Source organism: Streptomyces sp. NPDC111744 (assembly GCF_055634995.1).
On record NZ_JBVKCG010000007.1, the window covers coordinates 118003 to 138585 of the forward strand.

Here is a 20583-nt window from a genome sequence, read left to right on the forward strand (position 1 = left end):
AAGAGTGCGGTTGCCAGGCCCAAAACCATCGGCGATCTCAGGTTAGCCGCTTCACCCCGTCCCGAGCTGGGCGTCCGCCGCGCCCCACTGCGCCATCAGGGCCTGCGCGTCCGCCATCGTCATCACCCCACGCTGGGGCTCCTGAGACTGCTGGGGCTGCTGTGACTGAGGAGGGGAGGCCGTGCGGCGCGCTCGGCGGGGCCTGCGCAGCTCCACCGGCACGGCATACAGCCGCGCCTCGATCCGCTTCCGCTCTGTCTCGTCCTCGGCGCTCATGTACATCGCCTGCTCCGCCGCGTTGATCAGCGTGCGGAGCGTCCAGCGGTGGAGGTCGACCCCTTGGAGCGCGAGCTGCCCTTCCCAGGCGTCCCAGCCCTCCGCGACGCTCGCGAGGATCCGCTGGACGGCGTAGTAGGGCGGTCGCCGCCCCCGTACAGCTCGGTCGTCCACTCCAGCAGCTCCATCAGGACCCGGTCCGGCAGCCGCATGCTCTTGTCCTCGACGCGGACCGCGCCGGTCAGCTCGGCGGCGTGCTCGTCGGCCTCCGCCCGGCTGCGGAAGTGCGCCACAGCCTTGCCGCCCTTGATGACCTCGAACCGCAGGAAGCGGTCGGCCGACTCGGCGGTCATCAGGCTGGCGAGGAACTCGCGCATGGACCCGTACACGCCGCGCAGCACGGCCGGGTCCATCTTCGTCAGGTCGGTCTCCTCGCCGAGCGCCTTCTGTGCGTCCTGGACCTTGCTGTAGCCCTCCAGGAACTCGTCTCCGAAGACCTCGGGGACGAATTCGAGCTTGCCCATCTCACCGAGGTTCGCGACGTGGTTCTCGGTGCGGACTGTGAAGTCGCGTGATGCCACGGGTGTGCCCTATCTCCCGCGCTACGCCCGGCCTAACACCAGCGGCGTGCCGGGCAAGGGTAGCCGCAACAGTCAAACGCTCGCCCCTGCCAGTCTCAGAACCTCTGCAGGTCCTGCTGCGCTGCCTTTTTGAACGCCGACCACGCAGCCCTGCTGTCCGAACGCATCATGGCGGACTGGTCGATGCTGTAGGTGGGGTCACCGGCATTCCGGACCTCCGTGCGCAGATTCATGAGGGCCGTCCTGTACGTCCCCAGCAGGCGAAGCGCCTCGTCGGTTACCTCGGGAGGCGCCTCAAGTTGCAGAAGCGCCAAGGCCCTGCGGAGCTGTTCGTCGTCGTACGCCGCCAGGCGTGATTCGACGTCGGCGAGGCGACGGTTCGCGAGATCGGCCTCAGCGGCGATCAGGATGTCCAGCAGTTGGCCGGCGTGCGTGAGGAATTCCCGGTAGGCGTCTCGTCTGACGGTGCGAAGCCAGTGCAGGTGTGTGCCTTTGCTCTGCCCCCGTGTGGCGACGATGCTGGCGCCGATCGCTCCGCCAGCGCCCAGCAGGCCGCCCGCCAAAGCTCCCAAGATGCCCGCCACGGCAGCATCCATGTCCGCCCCCGAAGACCATGGTGAAAGGGACAGCAGTATGGCAGCTACCGCCCAAGCCGCAGCGCCTTGCCGAGGAAGTCGTTCGCCCTGGTGCCCGGGTGGTGTACGACGTTCGCGAACACCACCCGGCCGTCGACCTCGAAACGGAGCACCTTGGCTCGCCGGGGCCGGATGATGTGCGGGCGGGTGCCCTCGAGGACGTACAGCGTCGCCGGGTGGTTGCAGGTGACGACGCCCTGCAGGCCGCGCGGCCCCTCCTCGATGTGCCAGTTGATGTAGGCCGGCATGCTGCCGGGAGCCAACGAGCGGGCGATGTCCGCCACTCGGCTGGTGCGCTCCCGCAGACGGCGTTCCACGATGCCGCCGCGCAGCCGCAGCAGCCTGGCGAGACGGCCCGGGTCGACTCGGACGTCAACACTCACGACTCGCCTCCAGCAGTACAGCCGCAGAACGGCAGGGCCACGGTGAGCCGCTGCTCGATGCCGACGCACTGCCCCTCGGGGCCGAGGGTGCGCAGCGCGCCCATCAGGAACTGGTGGCCGCGCCGGGCGTCGCCGGTCTGCGGGAAGCAGCACATCACCCCGTTGATCACGCTCACGGCGTCCACGTGCAGGATGCGGGCCGCCTCTGCCTGCTCCTCGCAGGAGGGCGGGCAGCCGTTCTCGGTGTACGTCGGCGCGCACCGCAGCAGCGTGATGACGTAGTCGGCGGCCTGCCTGACCGGCAGGCAGTTCCGGCTACCGATGACGTCCTTCGTCTCCGTCGGGAACGCCGACGTCGGGTAGATCCGGTCGAGGTTCACCGTGAGCTGGCCCGGCGTCTGCGCGCCCGAGCAGTCCCCCGTGCAGTTGTCCCACGCGGGCCGTCCCGGCACCACGCACGCGACGCACGGGCAGCCGGGCTGCCCGTCGACCTTCGCGGCCGTCAGGGTCAGCTCGGCGCATACGCACGCCAGGAGCTGCTCGGCGACGTCGTGAACGATCAGAGGACTCAGGGCCATTGCTGCACCCTCGGCCGCTTGAAGTCGGGCGAGTACACCCGGCTCGGGCTGGTCAGCCCGTACGGGTTCACGGCCATCAGCCACATGTCGACCAGCGGCAGACCGGTCCGGCCGTCCTTGTAGATGAGGGTCGGGTCGCCGAAGTCCAGCTCCACGCCCTGGCGGATGAACCGGGTCGCGGCGCGCGGCGTGGCCTTGCAGCCGCACGAGCCGCTGCCGCAGCCCTTCATCAGGTGGCAGGTCAGCTCGGACACAGCGGCGACCGCCGCAGCGTCGAGCTCCAGCCCCCACCGGTACGTCACCGTGAACGTGTCGGGCCGGCCCGGCGCGGCGGCCATGTCCTGGCAGTCCGGCCAGCAATGGCCGTCGGTCCGGACGAGCATGCCGGACGCGTCGACCCGGTACGAGCCGGGGGCGAGGACCTGGCCGTCGACGTTGACCTCCTGGACGTCGTACACCGGGCCCGGCAGGTACACCTCGCACAGCTCGCTGCAGGAGCAGTCCGACTTGCAGCCGCACACCGAGGCGTTGCGCCATGCCCCGTCTACGCCGATGTACGGGATCCACGGGCCGGTGCCGACACCTGCCTGGAAGCTCACCGGGGAAGACTCCAGACAGGCCCGGTGACAAGGTCGCACGGTGACCGGGCACGGGCCATACCGGCGGCCGGACAAGGCCCACAAGATCTGTGACGCGATGAGCGTCCAGCGCGCGATCTCCTCGGGTTCCTTGCCTTCGATGTCGCAGCACAGTTCTGTCGGCCACGCCTGGCACGGGCCTGTCTGGAGTGGCATCAGCGCCTCCGAGTGGTCTCGTACGCCGACGGCTTCGCGAACCGTGTGCGGATCAGCCGGCCGACCTCGCCGTTGGTGAAGGAGTCCGGCATGGTCGACAGGAACGGCGTCGACCGGTCGAAGCGCGGGCCGCGGTGCAGCACCTTCACGTCGCGGATCAGCTCGCCGCCGATCCGGTTCAGCACGCCGTACGCGGTCCGCTTGTGCAGCACCTCCACGCCCTGCCCGGCCTCCAGGGCGCGGAGCATCCCGGCCTTGCCGACCGAGAGCGGGACATGCAGCTCGTACGACACCGGGTCCTGGTGCCCCAGCTCCTCCAGCAGCTGGCGAGTGCGGCGCATGCCGTCCAGGTAGGCGCCCGACGCGCGGGCCGCGTAGTAGTCCTCGACCTCGCGGACCGGGCCACGGTGCAGCACCGGCACGGCGTCGACCGGTTCCATGACGAACATGTCGTCGTTCGCCCACAGGAACGGGTCGGAAATCTCCGGGTTCGTGCACGCGTACCGCATCGCCAGCGTGGTGTTCGCGAACTTCGTGCGGCCCTTCTGCTGGGTCGCGATGTGGCCGACGCCGCCCAGCCACGCCGGCCGGTAGCCGATGAGCCACACGCGCCGGTGCGGGAGGTTGGCCTCCCAGGAGCGCAGGGCGTACCTGAGCTGCTGGTTGACCGCGCCCTCCCGCACCGGCACGACCAGGTCGAGGACCTCCACCGTCAGGACGCCAGGCAGAGGTCGCCGGCGACCGTCGTGTACTCGCAGGTCGCCTCGGGCGGTGCCACGTTCGTCAGGAACATGCGCTTGTGGCAGTTCGAGCCGACCGGCGTGAGCATCGGGCCCGCGGTGCCTGCCGCGTCGATCGGCATGACGTCGTACGGGCCGACGCCCCAGCCGCCACCGGTCCGGGTGTTGCCGGTCATCTGCAGCGTGACCGCCTCGCTGCCGATCTCCAGGTCGCCGAGGAGCCCGTTCGTGACCCACGGCAGGAGGAAGTACAGCCAGGCGCCGCCCGTGCCGTCGGTCTGGCAGACGTCGTCACCGAGGACCTCCGCCCAGAACTCCAGCGCGAACCCACTCTTGCAGGCCACGCTGCAGTCGTCGTAGCCGATCGGCTTGCCGTCGAACCCGTAGACGACCGGGTTGCCGGTGGTGATCTCCAGGAACTCGGGGCTGACGGAGAAGAAATTGATCTCCACGCCGAACGAGTTCAGCGTGGGGCAGCCCTTCTTGAAGCCGCACACCTTGCCGTTCGCCGCCTTGTACTTGATGTCGTCGCCGTCGTCCGTGTCCGGCTTGAGGGCCACGCTGGCCAGGCAGTCGAAGACGAAGCCGTTGTCGTCGCCACAGACGGGACGGCCACACTGGTCCACCCTGGTAACCCGAACCGTGTCGAGGTTACTGATCAGCGGACATGTCATGGGCGTCAAACCTCCCCTGATGCAGAGAGGCCCGGCCCACAACCAGCGGCGCTACTCCACCAGCATAGCCACGAGGCACGCGGCAACACCGGCCTACCGCGCGGCACGGATCAGCCGTTGACCAGGTCCTGCACGGCCTCCGTCCACGCTTTCAGCTCCATGCGGGCCTGGTCGGCGAGGAGGGCGCTGCGGGCGAGCGCCGCCGCGGTGGCTTCGTCGCGGTGGTCTCCGTCCTGGTGCAGCGCCTTGACTGTGGAGGCCCAGGCGGGCACGTCGGAGCGGTCGAGGAACGTGGCGGCGCCGCCGAGGGCTTCGCGCAGGCCCGGCGTCGGGTGGGCGATGACCGGGATGCCGGAGGCGAGCGCTTCGACGGCGGCCATGCCGTACGACTCGTAGATGCTCGGCGCCAACAGCACGCGGGTGCGGGCCCAGACGTCGCCGCGCATGTCCGACGTCTGGTCGATGACCCGGGCGTTCGGCGGATTCGGGCCGAGGACCTGCTGCCCGTGGGCGCCGGTGACGCCGAGGAACGGCAGCTCCCTGCTGAGCCGGGCGGCGCCGCGCCACGTCTCGACGCCTTTCTCCCGGCTGAGGTTGACGAGGGTGACGTGCTGCCCGCCGGCTGCCTGGGCGCGGTGCTCGTCGGGGACGACCGGCGGGTGCACGACCAGGCGGCGGATGCGGTCGACCTCCGCGTAGCGGGGCGCCAACGACCGCACGACCCATTCGGTGTTGTAGACGACCATGTCCGGCCGCAGGCGCAGCGCGCGGGCGTTGAGGTCGAAGTCGGAATGGAGGAGCAGCAGCGACCGGGCATGGATCTCGCGTGCGAGGACGATCGCGCTCTCGGCGAAGCCGTGGTGCGTGACGACGACGCGCGGCCTCGCGGCGCGGATCAGGGCCCGCGCGACGGGTGGTTCGGCCTTGCGGTGCGGGACTCCATCAACGTCCCAGGCCATGGGCGCCTCGGGCATCTGGGAGACGACGACCAGGACGCGCAGCCCGGCGGTCTGCAGGGCCCGCATCATCGTCTGCAGCATGGTCTCCGAGCCCGCGCGCCGGTACGGGACGGAGTAGTGCACCCAAGCCACGACGTCCGGCCGTTCGGGCAGCGGCGGCGCTGGTCGGCGGCGGGCGGGCGAGGCGGGCCAGGGGCGGCCCAAGCCCTCGCACGCCTCGGTGAAGGCGCGCAGGCTGTCCGCCTGGTCGAGGCCGGCGGTGTGGGCGCGGGCGGTGGCCGCCGCCGCGGTGTAGGCGGTGGGGTCGGTGAGGCGGCGGATCTCGGCGGCCCACCGGGCGGGGTCCTCGCGGGGCACGTACACCGCGGCGTCGCCGAGCGCCTCCCGGATGCCGGGCAGCGGGGCGGCGATGACGGGGATGCCGGACAGCATCGCTTCGACACCGACCCGGCCGTACGACTCCCGCGCGGACGGCATCAGCAGCAGCCGAGTCCGCGCGTACAGGTCGCGCGGCTCCTGCCGGTCGACCAGCTCGACGTTCGGCAGCTCCTGCAGCGGCACTTGGCGGCCGTCGGCGCGTACGACGAGGAACCGGATGTCGGGCAGCTGCTCGGCGACGGCGGCCAGGACATCAGCGCCCTTCGCCACGGTGGAGCCGTTCAACGTGACGAGCTGGCCGGGCCTGGTGAGATACCGGCCGGGGTCGATCGGCGGCGCCAGGACGAGCGACGGGCCGCGGTAGGCCGCGTAGTGGTCGCGGCAGGCCTGCGACGGGAACCAGGCGAGCCGGGGCCGGCCGAGCTGGCGGTTGGTGGACATGCCGTGCACGAGGAGCAGCTGCGGCACGCCGCGCACCTGGCCGAGGATGCTGGGCGCGCGGCGGTCGCCGTGGTGGGAGATGACCAGCTCGGGCCTGGCCGTCTGGACGGCACGCCACCAGTAGCCGAGCGGCCACACCCGCACGCCGTCCTCGGTGCGGACGGCGGCGGGCGCCTGTGCGGTGGTGGTGACGACGTCGACCTGGTGCCCGGCCGCGACCAGGCCGTGGAGGTACTCACGGCTGGTGACGTGCGCTCCGGTGGGCGGGTTGGGCCCCCACGTCGGCAGCAGAGCGAGGACCCGCATGCCGCCTACTTCTCCGGGTCGGCGGGCTGCTCGGGCGGGTCGAGGAGGATGACCCCGGCCACCTGGTTGAACTCGGCCTCGCTGACCTCGCGGTAGCCCTCGGGAACGACCTGGAACACGTCGGCGTCACCGCTGACGCTCATCCAGCCGCCGTTGTCGTTGACGTAGTAGCTCACGCTCGTGACTCCTTACCGGGTGATCGCGATCAGGTCGGTGTCGGTGATCCACTGGTTGATCGTGACGGTGCCGGCCGTCACACGGATCGCCGGGTAGACGCGCACCGAGTAGCCGGTGTGCGGGGCCAGCACGGTCGCCTGGGAGACGCCGAACGAATACCGCTCGTGACGGGCCGGGCCGTTGGCCAGGACGCTGTGGGTCTGCCGCACGGCCAGGCCGCCGCCGTTGATCTGCACGGCATACCCGAGGTCGAAGATGGCGTTCGCCGGCCAGGTGAGTTCCACGTGCCCGGTGAACCGGGTGGAGAACGAGATGCCCCGGCAGGCGGACAGGCTGTCAGCGGTGTAGACGCCCTCGGACCAGGCGTTGGTGTCCACGAGGATGAACCCGCCGGTGACGCCGACCGTCGGCGTGCCCACCGGGTGGTTCTGCTGGACGGTGACGGCCGCGCTGGTGTGCTCGGGCGGGGTCCACAGGGCGCCCGTCGTGGGGTCACAGTGCAGCGTGGAGTTCGTCGCCGCGTCACAGCTCCAGTCGGTTGACCATGCCTTGGACCCGGCGATCGGGAACGCCGCGAGCGGTGACGCCGCGGTCCCGTTGCCCTGGAGGCCGCAGCCGACCGAGGGCGGGGGCACGGGCGGCACGAACAGGCGGCCGTCAGCGCCGTAGGCGAGCCGGTTGCCCGCGTCTGCGCTCGGCGCGACGAGGAGGCCGTTCGTAGTGGCCTGAAGCCCGTTCGAGCCCGGCGCGACCTTGACGTCCGCCTTCACGACGTACGGATCCGCCGCGGCCCCTGTGCCGGTGATGGTGGTGTCCACAGTGTTCGTGTCGGCGGCCTGCACGGCGGTTCCGGGCGGGGCCGGGGTGTAGATCCCGCCGTCGGTGCCGAGCTTCGTCTGGTTCCCGGCGTCCGTCGAGATCTTCGCGCCGATCGTGCCCGTGGCCGGGTCGTACGTCGCCGGGCCGGTCGCGGAGAAGCAGCCGCGCACGTCGGCGCACTCGAGGTACAGGCCCTCCGGACCCGTGCCGATCAGGTTCGTGCCGCCCCGGGGCGGCGTCGGGTCCAGCCGCACGGCGCCGCTCACCACGTACGGGTCGGCCGCCGTGCCTGTGCCACTCACGGTGGCGTCGATCGTGTCGGTGTCCCCGGCCTGCACGACGGTCGGCGACGAGCTGCTGGCCGGCGGCGCGTACAGCCCGCCGTCCGTACCGATACTGACCTGGTTCCCGGCATCCGTGGACACCTTCGCGCCGATCTGGCCCGTGGCCGGGTCGTACGTCGCGCCGTCCGTGGCAGAGAAGCACGTCCGGACGTCCGCGCACTCGATGAACAGGCCCTCGGGACCGGCCTGCAGGAGATTGCTGCCGCCGCCGGGCGGGGTGGGGTCCAGGATGGCACTGCCGGTGATCTCGTACGGGTCACCAGCCGTGCCGGTGCCGGTGAGATCGAAGTCGATGGTCTCGGAGTCGGTGACCGCGAGGGCGGTCGTGCCGCTGCCTCCGGTCGCCGAGATGATGTAGGGGTTGGCCGCTGATCCGTTGCCGGTGACGGTGGTCCCGGTTCCGGCAGTGACGCGGCAGTTGCAGGGGCTGACGCCGCAGCACTTGCTCATGAGGGCGCTCCTGGCTCGGTGCGAGGGAGGAGGCGCCCGGCCCACAACCAGCGGCGTCGTATCGAGTCTATGGCGCAGACGGGCCCGCTACGGGGCGACGGCGTGCGCGTGGACGGTGACCCCGGGGGCCGGGGTGCCGGCGGCGAGGACGCCGATGCCGAGGACCGTCACCCCGGCCGAGGCGAGCACTGTGACCTGTGTCTGAGTCGCGGTGTTCGCCGAGATGCGGGAGGACCGGAACCCGGCACCCGCTTCCAGGGACAGGGTGACGACTGGGGCCGCCGCGAAGGCACCGGCTGGCCAGTTGAAGGTGGCCACGCCGTTGGAGTCGGTGACGGCGGTCGCGCGCTCGACGTGCGGCGTGGGCTGCGCGTAGGCGCCTCGCGTGCTCATGCGACCCGCTCGTACCGAAGCGTCGTACGCCCGTTGCCATCCGAGACCACCGATGCGCTGTCGGTGATGCCGGTCTGAGTGAACCGGGCGGCTTCCAGCCGGATCGTGCGCGTGCCCGGGATCGTGTACCGAACCTGAACGGACGCTGTGCGGTTCCAGGTCAGGAGCGTCGCCGAAGTGCCAGCCCCGACGGCGAGCTGATGCGCGAGAACCTCGCTATTGGGGACGACTGCCCTGGCGGTGACGTCGTACAGGCGGGCGACGATGTACGCGGCCTCGCCGGTCGTCATGGTGCCGAGGTATGCGCGAACGGTTGCGTCGAGATGGTAGGCGCCGGCGCTCGGCAGCGTGAGGACCAGTCCGGTGGCAACGAACGTCCCCGACGCGGACGCGTTGAGGTCGACGTTCGCGGGGAGGACGGCGAAGCCGTCCTCTTGGATTCGGATACTGCTGGAGGTCGCCATCAGTCGGAGTCCGTGTAGATGTGCTCGGTCCAGTGGACGAGGAAGTCCGCGCCCGCTGCCGTCCCCGTGAACTGCAGGGCACCGTCCAGGGCGAGGTCGGTGGTGTCGCCGTCCACGGCCCAGGTGAGGGTGATCCCGGCGGGCACGGTGACGTCGTCGGCGTACGTGGTCGGGCCGCCGTTGGTGCTCGTCGCTCCGGAGCCTGCGGCCTGGACGCGGACGGCACCGGCGAGGACGGTGAGGGTGACGGACTGGGGGTCGGCGCCGTAGCTGTCGAAGGCGATGGAGCTCTGGGTGCCGGTGTACCGCTGGATGCGCGGCCGTACCCGCTGAGTCGGGGTCGGTCGGGCTCCCGGGGCGGTCTGCACCAAGCACTCCACGATCTGCGCGGGGTCCGGGGCGGCCACGGCGGTGCCCGCGTCGTTCACCCACCGCACGGATGAGGTCCCCGAGCAGTCGACTTCTGTGATCCGGCGGAAGAACTGGTCGGCCACCACAGTGTCGACGGGCGTGAACGTCAGCGTCTCGCCGCTGTCGATGTCCACGGCCGTCAGCACGCCGTACTTCGTGCCAGTGGGGGGCAGCGCCCGCGAGCGGATGAAGTAGGCGCACGAGTCGGAGACGGCGACGGTCCACCCGCCGGCGAACGGGTCCCACGTGTTGAGGGTGGCGGCCAGGTCGGACAGGAACGGGACACCGCAGTTGTCCCAGCCGTCCGTGAACGGGTCGGCGATCACGTTTCGTCCGTTGATGATCCACGACGTGACGCGGACGTTCGGGCGCCCGCAGATCCCGGCATCCGTGCCGTTGATCTTCGAGACGCCGCACGGGGTGGCCGCGCTGTTGTCGTAGGTCACGTACCGGTAGCCGGGGATCTTCCAGCACTCGTTCGCCAGGGTGGTCGGACAGTCCAGGGAGACCCCGGAGTTGGTTCCGCTCACGCCTACAGCTCCCGGGTGCTCAGGACCACGAAGTCCGAGCCGGCGACGCCGGTGAACGCGAAGGAGTCCTGCAGCTTCTCGCCGTTCTTGCCGCCCTGGTCCACCGACCAGGTCAGAGAGCTGCCCGCCGCGATCGGAACCGCCGTGCCGCCGCTGAGCGCCACGGTCGGCGACCCGGCGTAGACGACGACGGTGACCGAGCGGGCCCCGGCCGCGATGTTGACCGTGCCTGCGCCGGTCTGCCGCTGCACCGTCGAGTCGATCTGCGGGTTCGGGCTGGTGCCGCACCGTACGACGCTGCCGGTCGGCGCGTACGGCGTGGTGCCGTCCAGCGTGGTGTCAGACACGGACGGGGCGCCGGTGCCGCTGGTCGTGTAGTGCCGCAGGAACGGCGTGCTCGTGCCGTCGGCCTGGACGTCGCACAGGATCTCGTACTCGGCATCGGCCGCTGCCGCCGCCGAAACGCTGCCGCTGGTACCGGACATGAGGAGACCTCCGAGAGGGGTGAGGGGTTACGCGACGCGCGCGTATCGCAGGGTGGTGCGCTGGAGAGTGTCGGAACCGATCCCGGCCACCTCGGTGGTGCCCGCGATGTCGACCCGGGCCGCTTCCAGCCGGACTGTCCTCGGCGACGTGGGCTTGTACTCGACGCTGATCGCGGTGGAGCTGTTCCACTGCAGGGCCGTCGCTGCACCCGGCGCGTACTCGGCGATCTGTACGACGATGGCCTCACTGTTGGGGACCAGGGCGCCCGCGGTGACATCCCACAGTCGGGCGAGGACGACCGCGTTCTCACCTGCGGACATGTTGCCCAAGTTGCCCCGGACCACCGCGTCCAGGTGGTACGTGCCCGCTGTGGGCAGCGCGAGGGACAGCCCGAGATTGACCCATGCCCCAGAGGCGGCCGACCCGAGGTCAACGCCTGCCGGTAGTACGGCGAAGCCGCTACCGCCGGTGTCGAGACTGGCGGCGGTTCCGGTCATGCGGGGGTATCTCCTTCCGGGGCGACCCAGTGGGCCGAGATGTACGTGCGGCCGTCGCCGTTGCTGACTACCGAGGCGGTGCCGGACGCCCCCAGGCGGAAGGCGCCGAGGCCCACCGTGTCCCCGGCGGCGAAGGGGTGCATGAACTGCCGCGAGGCCGTCGCCTGGATCTGCTTGCCCTGGTCGCCCGCGAGTTCGCTGTGGTAGATCACCATCGCTTCCGTTCCAGGGACGACGGCCCCGTTCTTGTACATGCCGGCGACGACGCCCGTGTCGATGTTCGCTGCGCCCGGTGCTGGGAGCAGCGCGACGCCGCGCACCTGGTAGTTGACCTCCCACAGGCCGGCACGCGGGATGGTCAGCAGTGGCACCTCGGGCACGGCCTCCCACGCCCGGACTGCCCCGGTGATCGTGTGCAGGAAGTTGAGTGCGGGCGTCTGCACCCATGCCGCGTCCACCCCGATCCGCCACACCTGCGGGCAGTCGCCCGCGGCCGGAGGCGTGACCGTCAGCCCCGGGTCCACCTCGACCAGCACCTCGGGCACCAGCAGCCCGGCCGCCGTCTCCTTCAGGGCGTTGCACGCCGCCGGGTCCAGCCGTGGGTCGACCCGGTACGTGCGCCCGCAACCGCCTGCCATGGTCTGATCCCCCTCAGTCCGAGATCTTTTTGAACCGGAAATTCGTGACCCAGACGACCTTCTGAAAGGTGGTTCCGACGTCGGTACGCCAGGACCCGTCAACGCGGATCGTTGCCGGGCTGGTCACCTGGTACAGCGCTGCCGCCGAGGCGTTGGCCTGGATGCCCGTGGTGCCCGTGGCGGTCTGATCGGTGAACAGGATGATTCGCCGTGCAGTCAGCGGGACCTGGGCGCCAGCGGTGACGTCGAAGACTCGGGCGTCGATGATCGCGTTGCCGACACCGGCCGCCCACCCGATGGACCCCTGCACGTCGGCGACCACCTCGTAGACACCGGCCTCCGGCAGCACCAGTTGCGCCCCGGTGACGGGCACCCACGTGTTGGCAGGGGCGGCGTCAAGGGCCACGGCCCCTGACGTCTGCCCGGAGACGGGCGTGAGCCGAGCGCCGACCGTCCATGTCTCCGGGCAAGCCCCTGCCACAGGTGCGGTCACGTCTACGTCGACTGAGCGCTCCGTGCCGACTGCTGTTCCGGGAGCGATGCCGGTCAGTGCGGTGCGCGGCACCAGCAGCCCTGACGCTGTCTGTTCGAGGGCGTTACATGGCGCCGGGTCCAGCCGTGGCAGGACACGAACGGACCCGCAGCAGCTACCGGCCATCAGTCACCTTCCGGGGCGGTGGGGAGCGGCGAAGCAAGGACGTCCGGCAGGGTCGCGAGGTAGGCCGCTTCGTCGACCTCCTCGTAGCCCAGCTCGAAGTACGGTGCCGGGTCCTTCAGGTTGTAGACGACCTGGACGCCCTCGCCTTCCTTCGTGAAGTAGCGCGGACCGGCCGCCGGGCCGGGCGTGGTCTCGGTCGTGTCGTCGCTCATCAGCGCCTCCTGGTCGGCGGTCTGGGGAAGGGGGGCGGCCATCAGCGGTACGTCCAGTTCAGGAGGTAGCTCGCCGCTGACGTCGCCCCGGCGAAGGAGGCCACGGCGAGGGCGGTGTCGCTGTCCTGGGCGACGGACCACGTCATCGTGACCCCGGCCGGGATCGGCACCGCCGCGCCGTCCGACATGGTGACGTTGACCGCGCCAGCGAGGACGGTGAGGCTGACGCTCTGGACGCCCGGAAAGGTGCCGGCGATGTTCTGCGCCGCGGTGCCGGTCACGGCCCGTACGCCGGTGCTCAGGGACCCGGGTAGCGCCTCGGCAGCGGTGCAGTCCACGGGCGCGGTCGGCGTGTACGGCTTGGTGAGGTCGCCGTCCAGGTAGGTGCCCAGCAGGGTCGGGGCAGCACCGTCGCAGGGGTCGACGGCCCACAGCTCGGTGTACTGGACGTCACCGATGCCGTCGCCGTCGGTGTCGTCGCAGCCGCATCGCTCCACCACCTGCTTGGCGCACGAGGTGCTGCTTCCTGCCTCTCCGCCGCATGGCGCCACATGCCACCCGTCCGGGACGGCGTCCTGGCGCTTCCCGTCCTCGTCCAGGTAGTAGACCGAGTTGTCGCAGCAGACCATCCGCGTCCACGAGCGAGTCTCGGGGATGACCTCGTAGAACACCTTCAGGTGCACCATCAGGCCGGATCCGCCGCCCACGGTTTCCTCGACGTCGAGGTAGAGGAAGTTCCGGCCGGCCTGCGCGCCTGGGATGGTGGCGGGGCCGAAGGTGTACGTGGTCCCGTTGTGCGTGGCCGTCGCCGGCAGGCTCTGCCAGGCACCGTTGTTCAGCCGGAACGCCCTGCCGATCTGGTCGGCGTTGAACACCGTGGCCTGGATCTGGATGGTCGCTGGGTCGGCGTTGTCCGGCAGGTCGAAGTACGCGCGCGGGAACCAGTGGGTGTTGAGGAGCGACGGGCCCTCGTTCGGCTTCGCCGGGCTCGACTGCGCCGAGGTGCCGTTCGGGTGCGGGGAAACCCACCAGGCCGGGCGTGCGCTGTCGGAGTCGGTGACCGACCAGGCCGCCGAGTACTGGTACTCGTACATGTCGTACCAGGGCGGAATGGCCACGCTGAGGTCCGGAGTCCACTTCCATACCGGGTCCACCGAGTTGTCGTTGCGGTGACCCTCATTCGAGATGAACTCGACGCTCTGGGTGGGGTCCTGCTGGATGCAGACCTGGACCGGCTGGCAGCAGTCGCCGCACTTGCCGACCGTTCCGCCCGTGCTCACCGTGTACGGGGTGCTGCCGTCGAGGGCGGTGTCCCGGTGGGTGCTCTGTGCGCCGGTGAGGTCGTCGTAGACGTAGTGGCGGAGGAACTGCCGCACGGTGCCGTCTGGGGCCGTGTCACACAGGATCAGCGGCTCGACGTCATACCGGTGCTCGGGGTCCTCGGCCGGGGGCGTGCACTGGCCGACGGCGCCCAGCGGCGTGTACGGGGTGACGCCGTCCAGGCGGGTGTCCGTGGTGCTGGTGACCGTGCCGTCGCAGGAGCGGCAGATGGTGCGGAGGAACTGACCGGCCGGGGTGACGGTGATCGAGCCGAACCGCCACATGTCGAACACGCCGCAAGCGGCGGCGCGCGCGCCGAGGTACTGGAGGCTGAACGTGGTGACCGGGTTCGGGAGCCTGAACCGCGCCGACGTCGCCTGATGGGGGTCGGTGAGGGCGGCACAGTCGGTCAGGGTGCTGTCGCCCGTGAGGACGCCAGTGGCCGCGTTGTAGCTGTACCCGGCCGGCAGGGAGACCGGCACCGCGCCGACCGGAAGCTGAGCGGCGTTCCGGGAGCCGTCGGTGAAGTTGAAGTAGTGGAGGACGACGCTGAACTCCACCTCCACCGGCCGGTCAAACGTCCATGTGGTGTTGTCGAGGATGGGGTTGGGGAAGGTGCCCTGACCCCACCAGGCGCCGTCCGCGTTGCTCACCTTCGCCGGGAACGCGCCGGGGCCCTTCGCCGTCCAGGCGACGCCGTTGGACAGGGTGCCAGCCGAGACCAGGCCGGTGAGGGTGGCCGGGTCGTCGGCGCCGTCATCGCACAGGAGCAGCGTCTCGCAGTCCCGGCAACTCGGGCACACGCCCACGCTCGCCCCGGCCGGGACGGACACCGCGGTCCCGGTGACGGCGTCCACCAGACGGGAACTCACGGCGGTGCCGGCCGCGTCGTACACCACCTCTCGCCGTACCCGCTGCAGGACGGCGCCGGTGGCGCTCAGCACGCACAGCGGGTACGTCTCGACGTCAACCGGCACGTCCGGCGCGCACTGGCCCACGGTGCCGGTCGGCGTGTAGGCGGCACCGTCGAGCGTGTAGTCGCTGTGACCGACGATGGCGCCAGCCTCGTCGCGCCGGTAGTCCCGGATGAACGCGGTGGTGGTGCCGTCGGCGGCGACGTCGCAGAGCTGGACGATGTCCTGCTCGGGCTGCTCGACGCCGGCCGGGCAAGTGGTGATGGTGCCGGTCGGGGTGTAGGTGCCGCCCGTGGTGGCGTCGACCAGGCGCACCGACGAGATCGCGCCGGCGTCGTCGTAGGTGTACTCGATGAGCACCAGGCCGAGGACGTCGCCGGCGGCGTCCACGTCGCAGAACGTCCCGCTGACCTGAATCGAGCGGCTGTCACCGCACGCGACTGTCCCGGCCGGGGGCGCGCCAGCGCTGTAGGCGCCCGTAGTGAGGTTGAGCCAGCCCTCGGACGTGACGGCGCCCGCGCAGTCGCGGACCACGGTGACCGCGATCGGTGTCCCGTCCGCCAGGCACAGGCCCACCGTGGCGGTCGGCTCGGTCGGTGAGGCGCAGTCCCGCTGTGGCTGCGGGCACGGAACGACCACTGCCTGTGTGAGGTCTACTGCGTCGCCGCTGACCTGGTCACGCCATGTCATCTCGCCGGTCTTGCAGTTGCGGAGCCCATACGCCGTCCGGATCTCACCAGCCCCGGTGACGACACCGGTCGCGGTCACGCCGCAGAAGCGTTCGTCGTTGCCCGCGGCCGGGTCAGCGAAGCCCTGGGTGCCGAACTTCATCGTCACCGGCGACGAGAACGACAGCTTGAAGTGCAGGGAGCCGCCCATCCGCAGGTACTGGGTGCCGGTGGTGAGTGCCTGCTCGGTGAAGACCTCCAGCGTGACCGTGATGCCGTTGAAAACGGCGGTGCCCGTGTACGGGGCGGGGATGCCCGCGTTGGGGACTGAGGGGATCGGCGGGCTGAACGTGCTCCAGTCGATGAATCCGCCGAGCTCGGGCGCGGATACTTCGACGTTCGACGCCGTGCCCGTGTTCGACTCGTAGGTGCCTTCCCACGCGGTGATCGGGTCGGTGTACTGGATGAACGGGAGGTCGCCGTCCGTGGCGTCGAGCCCGACCAGGCAGCCGGGATGGTTCGGGTCGGCGTCGTTGAACTTGTGCAGCGTCAGGCCCGGGTCCTGGGTGGTCGGCTCCTGGTAGCAGAGCGTCCCGATGAACTGGTCGCAGTCTTCACCTGCGGCAGCGCAGTCCATCAGCGTGCCCTGGACCGTGTAGGCGGCGCCCGTCGTGGGGTCGACCGTGCGCGTGCCGACCCGTGCGCCGCTGCTCGTGTCGTAGACCGGCTCGACCAGGGCGACGCCGGCGACCGTGCCGTCCGCGAGGACGTCGCACAGCAAGACGGTCTCCACGTCCACGCGGGGCGTGGCCGCCGCTCCGCTGACGATGACGGGCCCCTGCCCGCAGCATCCACTCACAGCGTTACTCCTCGGGTCCACGTGACAGTGACGGTGCCGGTGTCGGCGGTGATGGTGAGCGGGCCCACCAGGGCCGCGTCCTCGTCGCGGGCGATGCTCCAGGTGGCGGCCTCGCCCTGGTGCAGGGTCGAAGGGCCGTCAGTGGTCGTGATGCGTCCGGTGCCGCCGTGGGCGACGGCGGTGACGGACTGGAGGGTTGGCCAGGCGTCGGCCGTCCAGGTGCCGCTGCCCGTCAGCTCGACGCGGTGGGCCTGGACACCGAATGCGGGCGGAGCGCCTTCGCTGTCGTCCAGCGTGCTGCAGTCGACCGGAGAGACCGGCGTGTACGGAGCGGCGAGGTCTTCGCCGTAGGTGCCCAGGCTCGTCAGGGCGCCGGTGCAGTCGACGGCGAGGAGTTCGACGTAGCCGACGTCCGGCACGCCGTCCCCGTCGGTGTCGTCGCACCGGCAGGCCTCGAGGACGTTCTGCGCCGGGCAGGGCTGCTCGGGGCAGCAGGAGCCGCCTCCGGTTGCCGTGCACTGGGCGGCCTGCCCGGTGACCGTGTACGGCTGCCCGTCCAGCGTCGTGTCGGTGACGGAGGTGACGGTGCCGGTCTCACAGTCGGTGGTGACGTTGCGGAGGAACTGCGGCGCGCATCCGGTCTGGTCGTAGACCACCGTGGCGCCGAACTGGGACAGCTGCCACCTGGTATGGCGCGGCGGCGGGCAGGCGGCGCCGCTGTCGTCGTAGGCGTCGAACGCCACCAGCACGGCGATGTTCCCGGCGGCGAGGTCGGCGGCCGGGACGTCGGCCTCAGCGGTGAGCGTTCCGCTCCACCCGACAGGCGTATTGGGCGGGGCGAGCGCGAGGGCCACCCGGTTCGCGTCACCGGGGCCGTTGTAGAGGCCGAGGAAGCCGGTGACGCGGCATCCTGCGTCAGGGCCGAGCTGGGCGACGTCGACGTGGACCGTCACGTGCGCGGTACCGGCGTCGCAGACCGGCCGCGGAGCCTGGAGGATCGCCGCGGCGGTGCGTACGGTCCCTCCTGTGCCTGGCTGCGGACCCGCCGCGTCCGGCAAGGTCAGCGTGCCACCGTCCCACAGGGTTTGAGCCCCGGCCGTGGCCACGCCCGTGGTGTAGGGGTAGTACGGCGCGCCGGGGGTGTCGGTGATGGTCGGGGCGGGGCTGCCGTCGGCGGGCAGGTCGCACAGCAGGAGCGAGCTGGAGTTGCGGCATGGCTCGGCTGGGGGGACGCACGCGCCGACGGTGCCGGCCGGGGTGTACGGGGTGCCGTCGAGGCGGTAGTCGCTGTGTCCGGTGATCGTGCCGTTCTCGTCGCGGGTGAAGTCCCGCACGAACGGGGTGGAAGTACCGTTGGCTGCGATGTCGCAGAGCTGCACCAGGTCGTGTTCGGGCTGGGCGACTCCGGCCGGGCAGGTCGTCACCTCGCCTTGCGGGGTGTAGGTGGTGCCGGTGGTGGCGTCGACCAGGCGGACGGAGGCGATCGAGCCGTCGGCGGCGTAGGCGTACTCGACCAGGACCAGGCCGAGGACGTCGCCGGTGGCCGGGTCGACGTCGCAGAAGGTGCCGGACACCTGGATGGAGCGGGTGTCGCCGCAGGCTGTGGTTCCGGCGGGCGGGTCGCCGGCCGCGTAGGTGCCGGTCGTGAGGTTGATCCAGCCGTCCCGGGTGATCGTGCCGTCGCAGTCGCGGGTGACCACGACGGCGATCGGTGTGCCGTCGGCGAGGCACAGGCCGAGCGTGGCGGCCGGGGTGGTCTGCTCGGCGCACGGCGTGGTGGGGCTACCACTGCCGCCGGTGCACACCCCGACGGTGCCGTTGACGACGTGCGGGGTCTGCCCGTCGAGGGCGACGTCCTCGTAGGTGCCGACTCCATTGAGCCAGGTGAACCGGCGCAGGAACGGGCCGCTTGCGTCGCACAGGGTCACCGTTTCCGTCTCGGGGCAGCCGTACGTGCAGTCCACCGGGCTGGTGGGCGTGTAGGGCTGCGACGGGTCGTCCTGGTAGGTGAGGACGAGGGTGGCGGTGCCGTCCTCGCGGATGCACCACAGTTCGCTGTAGGTGGCGTCGGCTTGGCCGTCGCCGTCGGTGTCGTCGCAGAGCTGGCGGCATACGGTGTCGACGCAGCTGGTGGTGCAGGGGCCGGCGTCCGCCGGAACCGCACCCGACGTGTACATGCCAGTTGTCGGGTCGATCCAGCCGATGACCGACGGGTCTGGCGCCGGGGTGTCGCAGTCGGCGCAGTCGTTGCGGACCACGACCAGGATCGGCGTCCCGTCCGCCCGGCACAGCGTGGCCGTCGTGATCGACGGCGAGCAGCTGCAGCCGAGCGTGCACGGCCCGGCGTCGGCCGGGGCCGGGCCGGGCGTGTACGCGCCGCTCGCTGGGTCAATCCAGCCGACCACGGCCGGGTCGGAGGCCGGACTGCCGCAGTCGGCGCATTCGGAACGGATGACGAGGAGAACGGTCGTGCCGTCGGCGCGGCACAGCGGCGCGGAGGCGATCGACGGCGCGCAGGCACAGGTGCCCGGCGTGCCTCCCTCGCCGGGCGCGCAGGGGATCGGCTCGACCGGCACTTACGCCTCCGGGTGTGCCTGGCGGCGGTGGGTGTCCCGGCCGCGCTCGGACTTGAAGGGGCGGCTGCAGACGTCGCAGGTGAACTCGCCGCCGTCGCCCTGGTCGTCGTTGCCGTCGCCCTGGTCGCTTGAGTCGCTGTCCTCGCCCGGCTGGGCGCCCTCGAGGGCCCCGGCGTCCGGCGCCGGGATCGGCTGCGCGTCGGCCGGGTACGCCTCGGCGGGCACCTCGTGCAGCGGCTCGCCGGGGATCCCCTCCCTCTCCGGCAGGCCGACACCGAGGAGTTCGGCGCCGCCGCTGTCGGCCGGCTCCTGAGCCTGGGCGTCCTCGTCGGGGCTTACGTAGCGGTGGCCGTCCACGATCGAACCGATCAGCAGGTGCTCGGGCATGTGGATGAACTGCTTGGCGGGTACGGCGAACTCGGTGTGCGAGGCGGTGCGCACCTTCGGACGCTGGGCGACCGCCCAGGCGGCGAACTCGCGGCGCAGCGCGGCGGCAGGCTGGACACGGATCAGCTCGGGTGGCATGGCGGTCCTCACGGGCAGGTGGTGACGAGCACCGCGCACACGGTGCAGGTGGTTGCGGGCACGTAGGTGCGCTCGGCGAGCACCCGGCGGTCGTTGACGCGTCGGTCGATGGAGGCGCCCGCGTTGTCGGGGATGACGTCGATCGGGCCGCGCCGTACGACGACCGGCCCGGAGATGTACAGCCATGCCGTGCCGGGCGGGGCCGGCATACCGTCCGGGCCCGAGTTGGCGGCGCTGTACCCGGAGCCGACCACGACGCAGTTCCCGGCGAGCGTGGACAGCGAGTTGCCGTTGACGTAGGCGATGTTGCAGCAGCCCAGCAGGGCGGCGGCACCGGTGGGCACGTGCAGGGTGCCGATGCCGCCGTAGTTCTCGGCGAGGCAGCCCTCCAGCGCGGCCACGCCTTGCGCGATCGACACCGGCCCCTGCGACGGGGTCAGGTCGATGGCGCGTGGGCCGAGGGTGTACCGCATGAACGCCGACTCGACGGCCTGCTGCTCTCCCAGCTCCAGCGACGCCCGGACGTGGTCGACGGCCTCCTGGTACGACCAGCCGATCGTGGAGCACTTCACCCCGGCGTAGATCGTGACCGGGTCGGCCTCTTCATGGATCGGCGGGAAGAACTCCTTCTGTGTGGGCGGGCTTCCGGGGCTCTCGTCGCCCAACGACTCGTCGGGCGGGCACCAGTCGGTGTCACGGACTGGGGAGCAGCCGAGTGCCATCCACTCCACACCGAGCAGCTCGTGCTCGTCGGTGACGTCGATGACCTCGGTACAGCCGCCGAGGATCCCGTACGGCAACGGGCGGCCCGGGATGGCCTCGACGCGGCGTCGCATGCCGGCGGGTGGCACCTGCCCACCTCCTCATACTGTGCGCGCCGAGCCCGCCGGGGGCGGG

23 protein-coding genes are annotated in these 20583 nt (G+C 71.1%); all 23 read right to left on the minus strand.

The annotated features are described in order from the left end of the window. Positions 1 to 51: 51 nt before the first annotated feature. The 23 genes from ACZ7OO_RS17950 to ACZ7OO_RS18060 all read right to left on the minus strand — a co-directional run bounded on the left by ACZ7OO_RS17950 (position 52) and on the right by ACZ7OO_RS18060 (position 20522). Positions 52 to 276, minus strand: coding sequence for a hypothetical protein (locus tag ACZ7OO_RS17950; protein ID WP_471505709.1), 225 nt, complete (start codon positions 274 to 276; stop codon positions 52 to 54). A gap of 26 nt (positions 277 to 302) precedes the next feature. Then, a complete protein-coding gene (locus ACZ7OO_RS17955) occupies positions 303 to 857 on the minus strand; it encodes a hypothetical protein (RefSeq protein WP_471505710.1) in 555 nt (184 codons plus the stop codon). Positions 858 to 952: 95 nt separating this feature from the next. After that, positions 953 to 1441, minus strand: a complete 489-nt coding sequence (locus ACZ7OO_RS17960; protein ID WP_471505711.1) for a hypothetical protein — start codon at positions 1439 to 1441, stop codon at positions 953 to 955. Between the two features lie 56 nt (positions 1442 to 1497). Beyond that, positions 1498 to 1875: a hypothetical protein gene (locus ACZ7OO_RS17965; protein WP_471505712.1), complete on the minus strand. Its 378-nt coding sequence runs from the start codon at positions 1873 to 1875 to the stop codon at positions 1498 to 1500. Beyond that, positions 1872 to 2453, minus strand: coding sequence for a hypothetical protein (locus ACZ7OO_RS17970; protein ID WP_471505713.1), 582 nt, complete (start codon positions 2451 to 2453; stop codon positions 1872 to 1874). The genes ACZ7OO_RS17965 and ACZ7OO_RS17970 overlap by 4 nt, the downstream gene beginning before the upstream one ends. Then, positions 2444 to 3052, minus strand: coding sequence for a hypothetical protein (locus tag ACZ7OO_RS17975; RefSeq protein ID WP_471505714.1), 609 nt, complete (start codon positions 3050 to 3052; stop codon positions 2444 to 2446). The genes ACZ7OO_RS17970 and ACZ7OO_RS17975 overlap by 10 nt, the downstream gene beginning before the upstream one ends. Positions 3053 to 3246: 194 nt before the next feature. Beyond that, positions 3247 to 3957, minus strand: a complete 711-nt coding sequence (locus ACZ7OO_RS17980; protein WP_471505715.1) for a hypothetical protein — start codon at positions 3955 to 3957, stop codon at positions 3247 to 3249. A gap of 2 nt (positions 3958 to 3959) precedes the next feature. Beyond that, a complete protein-coding gene (locus tag ACZ7OO_RS17985) occupies positions 3960 to 4613 on the minus strand; it encodes a hypothetical protein (RefSeq protein ID WP_471505716.1) in 654 nt (217 codons plus the stop codon). A gap of 158 nt (positions 4614 to 4771) precedes the next feature. Next, positions 4772 to 6745: a glycosyltransferase family 4 protein gene (locus ACZ7OO_RS17990; RefSeq protein WP_471505717.1), complete on the minus strand. Its 1974-nt coding sequence runs from the start codon at positions 6743 to 6745 to the stop codon at positions 4772 to 4774. A 5-nt stretch (positions 6746 to 6750) separates the two neighbouring features. Continuing rightward, a complete protein-coding gene (locus tag ACZ7OO_RS17995) occupies positions 6751 to 6921 on the minus strand; it encodes a hypothetical protein (RefSeq protein WP_471505718.1) in 171 nt (56 codons plus the stop codon). A gap of 12 nt (positions 6922 to 6933) precedes the next feature. After that, complete coding sequence (locus ACZ7OO_RS18000) at positions 6934 to 8535, minus strand: hypothetical protein (protein ID WP_471505719.1); 1602 nt, start codon at positions 8533 to 8535, stop codon at positions 6934 to 6936. An 87-nt stretch (positions 8536 to 8622) separates the two neighbouring features. Continuing rightward, on the minus strand, positions 8623 to 8928 hold the full coding sequence (locus tag ACZ7OO_RS18005; RefSeq protein ID WP_471505720.1) for a hypothetical protein: 306 nt from the start codon (positions 8926 to 8928) through the stop codon (positions 8623 to 8625). Then, positions 8925 to 9392, minus strand: a complete 468-nt coding sequence (locus tag ACZ7OO_RS18010) for a hypothetical protein (RefSeq protein ID WP_471505721.1) — start codon at positions 9390 to 9392, stop codon at positions 8925 to 8927. Before ACZ7OO_RS18010 ends, ACZ7OO_RS18005 begins: the two co-directional genes overlap by 4 nt. Next, positions 9392 to 10333, minus strand: a complete 942-nt coding sequence (locus ACZ7OO_RS18015; protein ID WP_471505722.1) for a hypothetical protein — start codon at positions 10331 to 10333, stop codon at positions 9392 to 9394. The genes ACZ7OO_RS18010 and ACZ7OO_RS18015 overlap by 1 nt, the downstream gene beginning before the upstream one ends. 2 nt (positions 10334 to 10335) lie before the next feature. Next, positions 10336 to 10818, minus strand: a complete 483-nt coding sequence (locus ACZ7OO_RS18020) for a hypothetical protein (RefSeq protein WP_471505723.1) — start codon at positions 10816 to 10818, stop codon at positions 10336 to 10338. Positions 10819 to 10845: 27 nt separating this feature from the next. Continuing rightward, the gene (locus tag ACZ7OO_RS18025) at positions 10846 to 11316 is read right to left on the minus strand and encodes a hypothetical protein (RefSeq protein WP_471505724.1); all 471 of its coding nucleotides are present in this window, start codon (positions 11314 to 11316) and stop codon (positions 10846 to 10848) included. Next, the gene (locus ACZ7OO_RS18030) at positions 11313 to 11954 is read right to left on the minus strand and encodes a hypothetical protein (RefSeq protein WP_471505725.1); all 642 of its coding nucleotides are present in this window, start codon (positions 11952 to 11954) and stop codon (positions 11313 to 11315) included. The genes ACZ7OO_RS18025 and ACZ7OO_RS18030 overlap by 4 nt, the downstream gene beginning before the upstream one ends. Before the next feature lie 13 nt (positions 11955 to 11967). Then, a complete protein-coding gene (locus ACZ7OO_RS18035) occupies positions 11968 to 12360 on the minus strand; it encodes a hypothetical protein (protein WP_471505726.1) in 393 nt (130 codons plus the stop codon). Between the two features lie 251 nt (positions 12361 to 12611). Continuing rightward, the gene (locus ACZ7OO_RS18040) at positions 12612 to 12866 is read right to left on the minus strand and encodes a hypothetical protein (RefSeq protein ID WP_471505727.1); all 255 of its coding nucleotides are present in this window, start codon (positions 12864 to 12866) and stop codon (positions 12612 to 12614) included. Beyond that, entirely contained in the window at positions 12866 to 16585 is a 3720-nt protein-coding gene (locus ACZ7OO_RS18045) for a hypothetical protein (protein WP_471505728.1), read from the minus strand. Before ACZ7OO_RS18045 ends, ACZ7OO_RS18040 begins: the two co-directional genes overlap by 1 nt. Further along, positions 16582 to 19161 (minus strand): hypothetical protein, encoded by a 2580-nt coding sequence (locus ACZ7OO_RS18050; RefSeq protein ID WP_471505729.1) that lies wholly within the window; start codon positions 19159 to 19161, stop codon positions 16582 to 16584. The genes ACZ7OO_RS18045 and ACZ7OO_RS18050 overlap by 4 nt, the downstream gene beginning before the upstream one ends. Continuing rightward, the gene (locus ACZ7OO_RS18055; protein WP_471505730.1) at positions 19162 to 19698 is read right to left on the minus strand and encodes a hypothetical protein; all 537 of its coding nucleotides are present in this window, start codon (positions 19696 to 19698) and stop codon (positions 19162 to 19164) included. It lies immediately after the preceding gene. Next, on the minus strand, positions 19695 to 20522 hold the full coding sequence (locus ACZ7OO_RS18060) for a cupin (RefSeq protein WP_471505731.1): 828 nt from the start codon (positions 20520 to 20522) through the stop codon (positions 19695 to 19697). The genes ACZ7OO_RS18055 and ACZ7OO_RS18060 overlap by 4 nt, the downstream gene beginning before the upstream one ends. Between the last annotated feature and the right edge of the window lie 61 nt (positions 20523 to 20583).

Excerpts from the sequence above, each read along its gene's own strand:
- ACZ7OO_RS18005 (WP_471505720.1), bottom strand. The coding sequence starts at position 8,928 with ATGAGCACGCGAGGCGCCTACGCGCAGCCCACGCCGCACGTCGAGCGC.
- ACZ7OO_RS18040 (WP_471505727.1), bottom strand. The coding sequence starts at position 12,866 with ATGGCCGCCCCCCTTCCCCAGACCGCCGACCAGGAGGCGCTGATGAGC.
- ACZ7OO_RS18030 (WP_471505725.1), bottom strand. The coding sequence starts at position 11,954 with ATGGCAGGCGGTTGCGGGCGCACGTACCGGGTCGACCCACGGCTGGAC.
- ACZ7OO_RS18000 (WP_471505719.1), bottom strand. The coding sequence starts at position 8,535 with ATGAGCAAGTGCTGCGGCGTCAGCCCCTGCAACTGCCGCGTCACTGCC.
- ACZ7OO_RS17990 (WP_471505717.1), bottom strand. The coding sequence starts at position 6,745 with ATGCGGGTCCTCGCTCTGCTGCCGACGTGGGGGCCCAACCCGCCCACC.
- ACZ7OO_RS18025 (WP_471505724.1), bottom strand. The coding sequence starts at position 11,316 with ATGACCGGAACCGCCGCCAGTCTCGACACCGGCGGTAGCGGCTTCGCC.
- ACZ7OO_RS18060 (WP_471505731.1), bottom strand. The coding sequence starts at position 20,522 with ATGCGACGCCGCGTCGAGGCCATCCCGGGCCGCCCGTTGCCGTACGGG.
- ACZ7OO_RS17950 (WP_471505709.1), bottom strand. The coding sequence starts at position 276 with ATGAGCGCCGAGGACGAGACAGAGCGGAAGCGGATCGAGGCGCGGCTG.
- ACZ7OO_RS18020 (WP_471505723.1), bottom strand. The coding sequence starts at position 10,818 with ATGTCCGGTACCAGCGGCAGCGTTTCGGCGGCGGCAGCGGCCGATGCC.
- ACZ7OO_RS17970 (WP_471505713.1), bottom strand. The coding sequence starts at position 2,453 with ATGGCCCTGAGTCCTCTGATCGTTCACGACGTCGCCGAGCAGCTCCTG.
- ACZ7OO_RS18010 (WP_471505721.1), bottom strand. The coding sequence starts at position 9,392 with ATGGCGACCTCCAGCAGTATCCGAATCCAAGAGGACGGCTTCGCCGTC.